Genomic DNA, 12,262 nt, shown 5'->3' on the forward strand with positions numbered 1-12,262 from the left:
CCAAGGAGCCCCCGCGTGCCCACCGACCCGCAGCCCATCCCGGTCATCATCGACTGCGACACCGGCATCGACGACGCCCTCGCCCTGCTGCTGGCGGTCCGGCACCCGGGCCTGGACCTGCGGGCCGTCACCTGCGTGGCCGGCAACACCGACGTGGACGGGGTGGTACGGAACACCCTGACCGTGCTGGACCAGGCCGGCGCCCCCGACATCCCCGTCGCGCGCGGCGCCGAGCGCCCGCTGATCGAGGCCGTACGCACCGCCCGGCACGTCCACGGCCACGACGGCATGGGCGACTTCGGCCTGCCCGCGCCGGCCCGCGCCGCCGCCGGCACCGACGCCGTCACCCTGCTGCGCCGGGAGATCCTCGCCTCCCCGCGCCCGGTCACCCTGATCCCCACCGCGCCCGCCACCAACATCGCCCTGCTGCTGCGCACCCACCCCGAGGTCACCCGCAACATCGAGCGGATCGTCTTCATGGGCGGCGCGGTCGCGACCGGCAACGCGACGCCGGTCGCCGAGTTCAACGTCTGGCACGACCCGGAGGCGGCGGCGGTGCTGCTCACCGCCGGGGTGCCGATCACCATGTACGGCCTGGACGTCTTCGAGCGGGTGGTCGTCCCCGGCCCGGACGTACGGCGGCTGTGCGCGAGCGCCGAGCCCGGCACCCGTCTCGCCGGGAAGCTGCTCGCCCACCGCGGCCCCGCCACCGACGAGAGCGACCCGGGCGGCGGCCTCGGCGACGCGGGCGCGGTCTGCGCGGTCCTCGACCCGGCGGGCCTGACCACCCACCGCCTGCCCGTGGAGATCTCCCTCGCCCCCGGCCCGGCCCGCGGCCAGACCCTGGTGGACCGCCGCGCCCGCCCCGGCGAGTCCGAGATCCACGAGGGCACCCGCGAACAGCCCCTAGTGGACGTGGCGTTGGAGGTCGACGTGGAGCGCTACGTGAAGCTGTACCTGGGGGCGGTGGAACGGTGACGGGGGGAGTGGGGACAGGGGGCGCGGGTACACCTCGTGTCGCCCGCCCGCACCGCGAAGGAGACCGCGTGTCCGTACGCCCCGCGTCCGTACGTCCCGCTCCCGGCACCGCCGACCTGTCGTCCAAGGACCCCGGCTGGTGGCGGCAGGCCGTCGTCTACCAGGTCTATCCGCGCAGCTTCGCCGACGCCGACGGTGACGGGCTCGGTGACCTCAGGGGTGTCGCCCAGCACCTGACGCATCTGGCCGCGCTCGGCGTGGACGCCCTGTGGCTCAGCCCCTTCTACCCCTCCGAGCTGGCCGACGGCGGTTACGACGTCGACGACTACCGGGCCGTCGACCCGCGCCTCGGCACCCTGGACGACTTCGACGCGCTGGCCGCCGAGGCCCACCGCCTGGGTCTGAAGGTCATCGTCGACCTCGTCCCGAACCACACCTCGCACCGCCACGCCTGGTTCCGCGAGGCGCTGGCCGCGGGCCCCGGCTCCCCGGCCCGGGACCGTTACGTCTTCCGCGACGGCCAGGGTCCGCGCGGTGAACTGCCGCCCACCGACTGGCAGTCCGTGTTCGGTGGCAGCGCCTGGAAGCGGGTTCCCGACGGGCAGTGGTACCTGCACCTGTTCGCGCCCCAGCAGCCCGACCTCAACTGGGAGAACGAGCAGGTCCGGGCGGACTTCCGGACCACGCTGAAGTTCTGGTCGGACCGCGGCGTCGACGGTTTCCGCGTCGACGTCGCCCACGCGCTCGCCAAGGACCTCACCGAGCCGCTGCGCGACCTCGGCACCCCCGCGCTGAGCGACGCGGACGCGCTCGCCGAGTTCGCCCCCGGCACCCACCCCTTCTACGACCGCGACGAGGTCCACGAGATCTACCGCGACTGGCGCAAGATCCTCGACGCCTACGCCCCGCCCCGCGCGGCGGTCGCCGAGGCCTGGGTGCCGGGTGCCCGCCGCGCGCTGTACGCCCGTCCCGACGAACTGGGCCAGGCGTTCAACTTCGAGTACCTCCAGGCCGGCTGGGACGCGGCCGAACTGCGCCGGGTCATCGAGTCCTCGCTGGCCGACGCCGCCGCCGCGGGCGCCTCGGCCACCTGGGTGCTCTCCAACCACGACGTCGTACGGCACGCCTCCCGCCTGGTGCTGCCGCCGGGCACCGACACCGACGCCTGGCTGCTCTCCGGCGGCACCGCCCCGGCCGTGGACGAGGCGGCCGGCCTGCGCCGCGCCCGGGCCGCGACCCTCCTCATGCTGGCGCTGCCCGGTTCGGCCTACGTCTACCAGGGCGAGGAACTGGGCCTGCCCGAGGTGGCCGGCCTGCCCACCGAGGTGCTCCAGGACCCGATCTGGGAGCAGACCGGCCATGTCCGCAAGGGCCGCGACGGCTGCCGGGTGCCGCTGCCGTGGACGACGCACGGACCGTCGTACGGCTTCGGCGCGAGCGGTGCGTGGCTGCCGCAGCCACCGGACTTCGGCGGGTACTCCGTCCAGGCCCAGGACGGGGTCGAGGGCTCGACCCTGGAGCTGTACCGCGCGGCCCTGCGCCTGCGCCGCCGGCTCCTCGACGGCGAGTCCCTCACCTGGGCGGACGACACCCCGCCCGACGTCCTGCGCTTCGACCGGTCCCCGGCCTGGCGCTGCGTCACCAATCTCTCCCCCCACCCGGTCGGCCTCCCGCCCGGAGACGTCCTGCTGAGCAGCGCCCCCCTCCCCGACGGCCTGCTCCCTGCGGACACGACGGTGTGGCTGGCGCCGTAGCGGCGCCGGCCACGGGCGGCTCACAGGCCCCGCGGCAGCCCTCCGCCCCCGAAGGAGCCGGTGGAGCCCGGGAGCCAGCGGCGGCGTTGCTGGTCCTTGCCCCGGCGGGTGCTCGCGTGGTGGAGCTCGTACGGCATCAGCCGGGCGCCTCCGTCGGTCATCACGGGGACCTCGTCCGGCTCGCGCATCTCCCGTTCCTCGCGGACGGGACCGGTGAGCGGGAGCTTGGTCTGTTCGTCCGCCCGGGGGCGAACGGACTCCCGTTCCATGACCCGCATGCCGACGCGCACGGCCCAGATCAGCGCGCCGGCGACCACCAGCCCGCAGAGGAAGGCCCCGGTCATCTTGAGTGCGTGGGACGCCGCCAGCAGTTCGTAGGCGGCCGTGGCCGTTGCTGTAGTCATACTGCGAGTATCACCCCGAAGGGTGAGAAAAGCGACAAATGGGTTGAATGGTTGAGTCAGGAAGGGCGGGGTGGGTGGGGCCGGGTCCTCGGGGCGCGCGGCGCGTCCACCGCGAGGCGGGCCGCGGTGCCGATCACCGCGTCGGCGGCCGGGAGGACGGCGGCGGTGTGGGCGGTGCGGGTGAAGACCGCGACGGCGTACCGGCCGCCGTCGGGGTACTCGACGACGCCCACCTCGTTGCGCAGGGTGGGCAGGCTGCCGGTCTTGCCGGCCACGTGCACGTCGTCGAAGGGGAAGCCGGCGGCCAGCCGGTCCGCGATGCCCGACGATCCGGCGTGAGCCCGCCGGCCGGTGGCGGGAACAAGGCGGCCTCCCTCACTGTTCACCTCACCCGGGCCGAGACCCATGCTTTGCCCGTCCTTTACCATGGAGTGGCGCGTGGCCGGGCCCTGCCCCCACCGCCACTCCTGCCCCACCCCGTTCGACCTGTTAGGAGCCCCGTTCCGTAATGGAACCTCCCAGTACCGGCCATGCCCTGTGCCGCGGTGACCACGCCGCGGCCCGTGCGGGAGCGGGGGTGGCGCGGTGACCGAGGTCCTGCTGCTCCTGCTGGCCCTTCTCCTCACCCTGGCCTGCGCCCTCTTCGTCGCGGCCGAGTTCTCGCTGACCACCGTCGAGCGCGGTGACCTGGAGCGCGCCGTCGAGGCCGGCGAGCGCGGCGCCGAGGGCGCCCTGAAGGCCGCCCGCCGCCTGACCCTCCAGCTCTCCGGCGCGCAGCTCGGCATCACCGTCACCTCCCTGGTGATCGGCATGCTCGCCGAGCCCTCGCTCGCCGTCCTGCTGCGCGGCCCGCTGCGGGCGGCCGGCCTGGGCGGTGCCGCCCCGACGGTGGCGACCGTGCTCGGTGTCGCCGTCTCCACCGTCGTCCTGATGGTCGTCGGTGAGCTGGTGCCCAAGAACTGGGCGATCTCCCGGCCGCTGGCCGTGGCGAAGGTGGTGGCCGGCCCGCAGCGCGGCTTCACGACCGCGTTCGGCCCGTTCATCAGCCACCTGAACAACACCGCCAACCGTGTCGTACGCCGTCTCGGCCTGGAGCCCGCCGAGGAGCTGGCCTCCGCCCGCACCCCCGCGGAGCTGGTCGCGCTCGCCCGGCACTCGGCCGCCGAGGGTGCCCTGGAGGCGGACTCCGCCGAACTGTTCGTACGCACCCTGCACCTGGGCGAGCTGACCGCGGAGAACGTGATGACCCCGCGGGTGGACGTGAAGGCCCTGGAGGCGCACGCCACCGCCACGGACGCCGCCAACCTCACCCACGCCACCGGCCTGTCCCGCTTCCCCGTCTACCGGGAGAGCCTGGACGAGGTCGTCGGCACGGTCCACATCCGTGACGTACTGGCGCTGGCGCCCGACCGGCGCGCGGTCACCCCGGTCACCGACCTGGCCACCGCGCCCCTGCTGGTCCCCGACAGCCTGCCCGCCGACCGCCTGCTGGAGCGGATGCGCGCCTCCCGCACCATGGCCGTCGTCATCGACGAGTACGGCGGCACCGCGGGCGTGGCCACGGTCGAGGACATCGTCGAGGAGGTGGTCGGCGAGGTCCGTGACGAGCACGACCCCATCGAGATCCCCGACCTCCAGCCCGCCGCCGCCGAGCCGGACGGCCGCCCGGCCTGGGAGGCCGACGGCTCGGTCCGCATCGACCGGCTCGCCGCGATCGGACTGACCGCGCCGCAGGGCCCGTACGAGACCGTGGCCGGCCTGGTCGCCACCCATCTGTCCCGGATTCCCGTCAAGGGCGACTCGGTCGACCTGGACGGCGGCTGGCGGCTCGACGTCCTCGACGTCGACCACCACCGCGCCGACCGGCTGCGCCTGACCGCGCCCGCCCCGGCGGCCCTGCCCGCCCAGGAGCAGCGGCCGCAGCGCAAGAAGCAGCGGGAGGTGGCCCGATGACCGTCGTCCAGTTGCTGATCGGCGCCCTGACCCTGGTGACCAACGCCTTCTTCGTCGGCGGTGAGTTCGCCCTGATCTCCGTGCGGCGCAGCCAGATCGAGCCGCGGGCCGGCGCGGGCGACAAGCGCGCCCGGATGACGCTGTGGGGCCTTGAGCACCTCTCGGCGATGATGGCCACGGCCCAGCTCGGCATCACCGTCTCCTCGCTGGTGCTGGGCGCGGTCGCCGAACCGGCCATCGCGCACCTGCTGGAGCCCGCCTTCGAGGGGGTGCACCTCCCGCACGCGCTGATCCACCCCATCGCCTTCGCGATCGCCCTGGCCCTCGCCACCTATCTGCACATGCTGATCGGCGAGATGATCCCGAAGAACATCGCGCTGGCCGCCCCGGCCGCCACCGCGCTGGTCCTCGGCCCGCCGCTGGTCGCCCTCACCCGGGCGCTCAAGCCGGTCGTCTTCGGCATCAACGCCTTCGCCAACACCCTGCTGAGGTTGCTCAGGGTGGAGCCGAAGAACGAGGTCGAGGCGGTCTTCACCGACGACCAGCTCGCCCGCATGGTGGTCGACGCCAGCGAGGCCGGACTGCTCGACCCGGCCGACGGCGAACGCCTGCGCGACGCGCTGGAACTGGGCACCCGCCCGGTCGGCGAGATCCTCGTGCCGGTCCCGCAGATGCGTACGGTCGCGCACACCGTCACCCCGGCCGAGCTGGAGCGGCTGGCCGCCGAGGCGGGTTACTCCCGGTTCCCGGTCACCGGCCCGAACGGCACCCTGCTCGGCTACCTCCACATCAAGGACACCCTGGGTCTGACCGACCGCGACCGTCCGTTCCCGCGTACGGCCCCGCACCCGGTCACCCGCGTCCGCATCGACACCCCGCTCGACGACACGCTCACCGCACTGCGCTCCACCGGCAGCCACCTGGCCGCCGTCACGGGCGAGACGGGCACGGTCCTGGGCTTCGTGACGATGGAGGACGTCCTGTCCGAACTGGTGGGACCGGCAGCGGCCACGGCGGCCTGACGGTCACGGTGGCCTGACGGTCGCGGTGGCCTGACGGTCCGGTTTCAGTACGCCCCGGTACGGCGCACCGTACCGGGGTGTACTGAAACCGCCCTGAAGCCCCCCTGAACCGCCCCGCCCGCAAGCTCTGCGCATGACGACGACGACCCACGACGGCCGGCCGGGCCCCGCACCCGCGATCGAGGTCACCGGCCTGCGCAAGTCCTACGGCGAGAAGAAGGTCCTCGACGGGATCGACCTCCGGGTGCCCACCGGCACCGTCTTCTCCCTGCTCGGCCCGAACGGCGCCGGCAAGACCACGGCGGTGGCCGTCCTGTCCACGCTGATCTCCGCCGACGGCGGCCGGGCGCGGATCGCCGGACACGACCTGACCGGCGAGTCCCAGGCGGTGCGGGCCGCCATCGGGGTCACCGGACAGTTCTCCGCCGTGGACGGGCTGATCACCGGCGAGGAGAACATGCTCCTCATGGCCGACCTGCACCACCTGTCCCGGCGGGAGGGGCGCCGGATCACCGGTGAGCTGCTGGAGCGGTTCGACCTGGCGGCGGCCGCGAAGCGGCCCGCGGCGACCTACTCCGGCGGGATGAAACGCCGCCTGGACCTCGCCATGACCCTGGTCGGCGACCCCCGGATCATCTTCCTCGACGAGCCGACCACCGGCCTCGACCCGCGCAGCCGCCACACCATGTGGGAGATCATCCGGGGGCTGGTGGGCCGCGGTGCCACCGTCTTCCTCACCACCCAGTACCTGGAGGAGGCCGACCAGCTCGCCGACCGCATCGCCGTCCTCGACGGCGGCCGGCTGGTCGCCGAGGGCACCGCCGAGGAGCTGAAACGGCTGGTCCCCGGCGGACACGTGAAGCTGCGCTTCCGCGCCCCGGAGGTGTACGAGCGGGTGGCGCGGGCGCTGTCCGGGGCCACCCGCGACGACCGGGCGCTCACCCTGCACCTGCCCAGCGACGGCACTCAGCGCGAGCTGCGGGCGATCCTCGACGCGCTGGACGCCCTCGGCGCCGAGGCCGACGAACTCTCCGTGCACACCCCGGACCTGGACGACGTCTTCTTCGCCCTCACCGGCACCTCCGCGCCCACCGGGACCGCCCGGCCCGCCGCCGACAAGGAGCCCGCCCGATGAGCACCCCCGCCCCCGCCCTCGCCCACGCCCTGCGCGACCACCTCACCATGCTCCGCCGCCACCTGCTGCACGCCCGCCGCTACCCCTCCCTCACCCTCAACGTCCTGCTCACCCCGGTCGTCCTGCTGCTGCTCTTCGTGTACGTCTTCGGCGACGTGATGAGCGCCGGTCTCACCGGCGGCTCGGGCGGCGGCCGCGGCGACTACCTCGCCTATCTGGTCCCCGGCATCCTGCTGATGACGGTGGGCGGCACCGCGCTGGGCACCGCGGTGTCCGTGGCCACCGACATGACCGAGGGCATCGTCGCCCGGTTCCGGACCATGGCGATCTCCCGCGCCTCCGTGCTGACCGGCCACGCGGCCGGCAGCGTGCTCCAGACGATGGGGGCCCTGACGCTGGTCCTGGCCCTCGCCCTGGCCCTCGGGTTCCGGCCCGACGCGACGCCGGTGGAGTGGCTCGCGGCGGCCGGACTGCTGGTGCTGGTCAGCCTCGCGCTGACCTGGGTCGCCGTCGGCGTCGGACTGACCAGCCCCCACCCGGAGGGGGCGAGCAACACCGGGCTGCCACTGATGATGCTGCCGTTCCTGTCCAGCGCGTTCGTGCCGGTGGCGGCGATGCCGGGCTGGTTCCGCCCGTTCGCCGAGTACCAGCCGTTCTCGCCGGCCATCGAGACGCTGCGCGGACTGCTGGTGGGCAGCGGTATCGGCACCGTGGACGCGGTACTCGCCCTCGCCTGGCCGGTGAGCTTGGTGGTGCTGGGCTACTGCTGGTCCAGGGCGCGGTTCCTCCGCGAGCCCCGGCAGCACTGAGGCCGGTCGGAGCCCGCGGCCGTCGGAGCCCGCGGCCGTCGGGGCGCGGCGCCGATCGGGCCCGGGGGCCGATCAGAGCCCGGGGGCCGATCAGGGTCCGGCGCCGAGCGCGTGCACCGCCGCCGCCCGCAACTCCGCCCGCCCCAGCGCCGCGTACGCCGACCGCGCCTCGGCGTACGCCGCCCGGTCGGCGTCCTCGGCCACCCGCCGGGACCGGGCCGCGGAGAGGCTGGGGAACTCCCGTACCACCGCCATCCGCTCCCCCAGAGCCATCAGCCGCACGGCCGTACGGTCACCCCGGGCGACGCCGGCCAGGCCGAGCGCCAGCAGCACCGTGCCGTACACCGGCAGCTCGGCGGGGGCGCCGGCCGCGGCACCGGACGGGCCGGTGGGGGAGGAGAGCAGCACCAGGACCTGGTCCCGCAGCAGTCCGGCCCAGCCGGCCACCGCCTCCAGCCCGCCGTGCAGCGCGTGCGCCGCCAGCGCGGCCGACCGTATCCGCAGCGACCACGGGTCCACGAAGGGGTCACCGGCCTGCTGCGCGCTGCCCGTCCGCACCCGCTCGACCGCCCGGCGCCACAGCCCGAGCCCCTCCTCGGTCAGCCCCCGGGCGAGGGCGATCTCCGCGCGGGCCGCCAGGTCCGGCGTGTAGATCCGGGCGCTCTCCGACGGCCGCTCCAGCGCCGCCAGCCGCAGCCAGTACTCGGCCTCCTCGGTCTCCCCGCGCTGCAGACAGGCCAGGACCAGGGCCCAGCGCACCCCGACCGAGTCCGAGGGGTCGTCACACTCGGCGAGCGCGCCCAGCGCGGCCCGCAGATGGACGTACGCCTCCTCGCCCCGCTCCAGTTGCAGGCACAGCTCGCTGATCCGCCCGTGGCCGAGCACCAGCATGGCCGGGTTGCCGAGCCGTTCCAGCGTGCCGAGCATGCGGCGGGCGCTGTCCAGCGCGCGCTCCGGCTCCTGCTCGGACTCCCATACGTAGCTGGCGACGCACTCCGCGATCCCGGCCAGACCGGGGTCCTCGGCGGCGCACAGCTCCCGCAGCACCCCGTAGTCGGGCGGGCGCATGTCGGGGACGGCGCGGAGCACGGCGGCCAGCGCCCGGGGCAGCGTGTCCGGCGGCGCGGGCGGCAGCCTGCGCAGGGTGACCAACTGGCGCACGGCGTGTGGGCCGTGGCCCATGAAGACGCTCGCGGCGCACACCGCGGCCGCGCTGCGGACCGTCTCGATGTCCTCGGGGCCGGGGCGGAACCGGGACAGCGGCCCGCCGGTCTCGGCGGCGAGGGCGGCCAGCCGGACGAAGTTGGTGTCGGTGGCCCACAGGGAGGACAGCACGGCGGTGACGGCCGCGGTGGCCGGACCGTCGCTCCGGGCCAGGGCGTGGCGCAGCGCGAGGACGAGGTTGTCCTGCTCGGCGCGGACACCCGCCCAGGAGGGCATCGGGTCGCGGTGGAAGAGCATGTCGTGGCGGGCCCGGCCGAAGTCTCGGGCCCAGGCCAGGAACCGCCCGGTGACCACCTCGTCCTCGCCCGCCTCCGCCCGCCGGGCGGCACCGAACTCCCGGAGCGTCTCCAGCATGCCGAAGCGCACCCCGGACGGGCCCTCGTCCACCGTGACCAGGGACTGGCCGGCCAGTCGCTCCAGCAGCCCGAGCGGGTCACCGGCCGCGCCGAGGACGTAACCGGCGGACTCCTGCGTGAAGCCGCCGGGGAAGACGGAGAGCGCGCGCAGCGCGGCCCGGCCGTCGCTCTCCAGCAGGTTCCAGCTCCACTCGACCACGGCCCGCAGCGTGCGGTGCCGCTCGGGCGCGTCCCGGGCGCCGCCGGCCAGCAGCGCGAAGCGGTCCCGCAGCCGGGCCGCGAGGTCGGCGACCGACAGCACCCGCACCCGGGCCGCCGCCAGTTCGACGGCGAGCGGCAGCCCGTCCAGGTGGCGGCAGATCCCGGCCACCGTCCCGGCGTCCAGCGCCACCCCGGGCCGCGCCGCCCGCGCCCGCTGCTCGAACAGTTCGACCGAGGTGGCCAGGGAGAGCTGCGGCAGGGCGTACACCGACTCCGAGGACAGCCCGAGCGGCCCCCGGCCGGTGGCCAGCACCCGCAGCTCCCGCGACCGCGCCACCAGCGCCTGTACGAGGTCGGCGGCGCCGCGTACGACGTGCTCGCAGTTGTCCAGCACCAGCAGCGCGGGGCCCGCGCCCAGCGCGGCGGCGATGGCGCCGGCCCGGTCGGCGCCGCCGCCGAACCGTGCCTCGCCCGCGCCCACCGCCGAGGCCACCTCGTCGGCCACGTCCTCGTCGGCGGTGACGCCGGCGAGGGCGACGAAGTACACCACGGGCTGGTCGGCGGCCCTGCCCACGGCGTGCGCGAGGCGGGTCTTGCCCAGCCCGCCGGGGCCCACGACGCTGACCACCCGTCCCTCGCCCAGCAGCCCGGCGACGGCGGCGATGTCGGCGTCCCGGCCCAGCAGCGGGTTCGGGTCGTGCGGCAGGCCGTGCCGGACGCGCGGCCGGTCCGCGCTGAGCAGCTCCCGGTGCACCCGCCGCAGCGCGGACCCCGGGTCGGTGCCGAGCGTGTCGCGCAGGCCGCGCCGGTACTCCTCGTAGCGGGTCAGCGCCGCGGCCCGGCCGGCGCCCGCCGCCTCGCAGCGCAGCAGCTCCGCCAGGACCTCCTCGTCCCAGGGCAGGGCGCGGGCGAGGCCGGCCAGCGGGGCGGTCGCCTCCGGGCGCCGGCCGGTGCGGGCGAGCGCCAGCGCGCGGGCGCGGACCAGCGACCGGAACACCCCGGCCCGCCGTGCGCGCAGCGCCACCACCGGGTCGGGACGCTCCTCGTCCGGATCGGCGCCCACGGCACCGTCCCACAGTGCCAGTCCCGCCTCGGCCTGCCGCAGCGCCCCGGCGTGGTCACCGGCGCGTGCCCGTTCCGCGCTCGCCGCCTCGTACAGCCCGAGCGCGGAGCTGTCGACCTGGGTCTCGGCGAGCGCCAGCCGGTAACCCGTGGGCGTACTCACGACCAGGTCGGCGCCGAGCCGCGCCCGCAGCCGGGAGACCAGTACCTGTACGGCCTTGGCGGGCCGCTCCGGCAGGTGGTCCTCGGGCCACAGGCCGGCCACCAGCCGGCCGGTGCCGCATCCGGTGCGCAGATCCTCCGCGAGCAGGGCGAGGAGTCCGCGCAGCCGGGGCGCGGTGATCTCCTGTCCGCGGCAGGCGACCCGGGGCAGCAGAACCAGCTCGGTGGTCATGGCCGCAGCGTAGTCAGCGGCCGGGCGGCCGGCGGAGAGCGGTCGGTGTGGCCGGGCGGTCGGCGGACGGGCCCGGGAAGTGCCGCCGGGGAGTGGGCGGCTCGGCGGGCCGCATAGAATCGCCCTCATGCCGAACGCTGATGAGCTGCTCACCGCCATCGTCGCCAGGGTCGAGTCGGAGCCAAGCAATCAGATGTCCCTGACCGTGGTCGCCGGCGGTGCCGTCGTGACCGGCCGGCTGGCCCCCGAGGCCACCTGGCGGGAGCGGGTGTCGGAGGTGCTGCGGGAGTCGGACCGCCTGGGCCCGTTCGCCGACGTCTTCACCGGGAACGGGGACGCGAGTGGACCCGGAAACGGAGCCGGACCCGGAGACGGAAGCCGACCCGGAAACGGAAACGGGAGCGGACCCGGAAACGGGAGCGGACCCGGAAACGGAAACGGGAGCGGGCCGGACAAGAAGGAGCGCGAGGGGAAGGGCCGGCCGGAGGGCGACACCGCCCCCACGCACCTGCACTTCCACCTCGCGCGGATCCTTCAGGGCAGTGTGGGAATCCCGGAGACGGGCGGGATGTACCGCGTCGCGATCGAGGACGTCACCGCCTGGACCGTGGGCGACTTCAGTTACTCAGAGCGCTGATACTCAGAGCGCTGAGCCGTCGGCCTGCCCGGGACCCCCGAGCAGGTCGGACGCGGCCCGCAGCGGGTCCGGGTCGGGCGCGGGCGCGGCGGCCTCGGGGCTGGGGTGGCAGGTGAAGCCGAGCCGGGTCATGGCCCGGACGACCTCACCGCTGGAGAAGTCGCGGCGGTCCTGCCGGGTGATGATCTCGCCGACCTGCTTGACGGGGTAGCGGCGGCGGCCGATGGTCACGGACTCCGCGGTGACGAGTTCGGGCTTGACGCCCTTCATCGCGTCCAGCACCCCCTTCTCGGTCAGGTCGAACGGGTACCGGGCGATGACACAGCGCATGGT

Annotated in this window: 10 protein-coding genes and 1 pseudogene; 7 read left to right on the forward strand and 4 right to left on the reverse strand. The window is 75.1% G+C overall.

Features of this window, described 5'->3' with window-relative positions; translation table 11 throughout:
* Nucleotides 1-15: 15 nt before the first annotated feature.
* A complete protein-coding gene (locus ABEB00_RS12035; protein ID WP_345619383.1) occupies nucleotides 16-978 on the forward strand; it encodes a nucleoside hydrolase in 963 nt (320 codons plus the stop codon).
* A gap of 68 nt (nucleotides 979-1,046) precedes the next feature.
* On the forward strand, nucleotides 1,047-2,732 hold the full coding sequence (locus tag ABEB00_RS12040) for a glycoside hydrolase family 13 protein (protein WP_345619385.1): 1,686 nt from the start codon (nucleotides 1,047-1,049) through the stop codon (nucleotides 2,730-2,732).
* Nucleotides 2,733-2,752: 20 nt separating this feature from the next.
* Here ABEB00_RS12040 and ABEB00_RS12045 read toward each other — a convergent pair whose 3' ends face one another.
* Both ABEB00_RS12045 and ABEB00_RS12050 read right to left on the reverse strand, forming a co-directional pair.
* The gene (locus ABEB00_RS12045; protein WP_345619387.1) at nucleotides 2,753-3,136 is read right to left on the reverse strand and encodes a DUF6479 family protein; all 384 of its coding nucleotides are present in this window, start codon (nucleotides 3,134-3,136) and stop codon (nucleotides 2,753-2,755) included.
* 56 nt (nucleotides 3,137-3,192) lie between these two features.
* Nucleotides 3,193-3,447, reverse strand: a pseudogene (locus ABEB00_RS12050) (serine hydrolase); the annotation flags it as partial.
* 274 nt (nucleotides 3,448-3,721) lie between these two features.
* Here ABEB00_RS12050 and ABEB00_RS12055 point away from each other — a divergent pair.
* The 4 genes from ABEB00_RS12055 (at nucleotide 3,722) to ABEB00_RS12070 (ending at nucleotide 8,055) form a co-directional block, all read left to right on the forward strand.
* Nucleotides 3,722-5,089 carry a hemolysin family protein gene (locus ABEB00_RS12055; protein ID WP_345619389.1) on the forward strand — a complete coding sequence of 456 codons (1,368 nt, stop codon included), beginning with the start codon at nucleotides 3,722-3,724 and terminating at the stop codon, nucleotides 5,087-5,089.
* Nucleotides 5,086-6,111, forward strand: a complete 1,026-nt coding sequence (locus ABEB00_RS12060; RefSeq protein WP_345619390.1) for a hemolysin family protein — start codon at nucleotides 5,086-5,088, stop codon at nucleotides 6,109-6,111. Before ABEB00_RS12055 ends, ABEB00_RS12060 begins: the two co-directional genes overlap by 4 nt.
* 133 nt (nucleotides 6,112-6,244) lie before the next feature.
* The gene (locus ABEB00_RS12065) at nucleotides 6,245-7,246 is read left to right on the forward strand and encodes an ATP-binding cassette domain-containing protein (protein ID WP_345619391.1); all 1,002 of its coding nucleotides are present in this window, start codon (nucleotides 6,245-6,247) and stop codon (nucleotides 7,244-7,246) included.
* A complete protein-coding gene (locus ABEB00_RS12070; protein WP_345619393.1) occupies nucleotides 7,243-8,055 on the forward strand; it encodes an ABC transporter permease in 813 nt (270 codons plus the stop codon). Before ABEB00_RS12065 ends, ABEB00_RS12070 begins: the two co-directional genes overlap by 4 nt.
* Before the next feature lie 90 nt (nucleotides 8,056-8,145).
* On the opposite strand, the gene ABEB00_RS12075 is transcribed toward ABEB00_RS12070, so the two are convergent.
* Nucleotides 8,146-11,292: an ATP-binding protein gene (locus ABEB00_RS12075; protein WP_345619394.1), complete on the reverse strand. Its 3,147-nt coding sequence runs from the start codon at nucleotides 11,290-11,292 to the stop codon at nucleotides 8,146-8,148.
* A gap of 127 nt (nucleotides 11,293-11,419) precedes the next feature.
* On the opposite strand from ABEB00_RS12075, the gene ABEB00_RS12080 reads away from it, so the two are divergent.
* Entirely contained in the window at nucleotides 11,420-11,929 is a 510-nt protein-coding gene (locus tag ABEB00_RS12080) for a hypothetical protein (RefSeq protein ID WP_345619396.1), read from the forward strand.
* 3 nt (nucleotides 11,930-11,932) lie between these two features.
* On the opposite strand, the gene ABEB00_RS12085 is transcribed toward ABEB00_RS12080, so the two are convergent.
* Entirely contained in the window at nucleotides 11,933-12,259 is a 327-nt protein-coding gene (locus ABEB00_RS12085) for an SCO5918 family protein (protein WP_345619397.1), read from the reverse strand.
* Nucleotides 12,260-12,262 lie beyond the last annotated feature (3 nt).

Source organism: Streptomyces ziwulingensis (genome assembly GCF_039542605.1).
GTDB lineage: Bacteria > Actinomycetota > Actinomycetes > Streptomycetales > Streptomycetaceae > Streptomyces > Streptomyces ziwulingensis.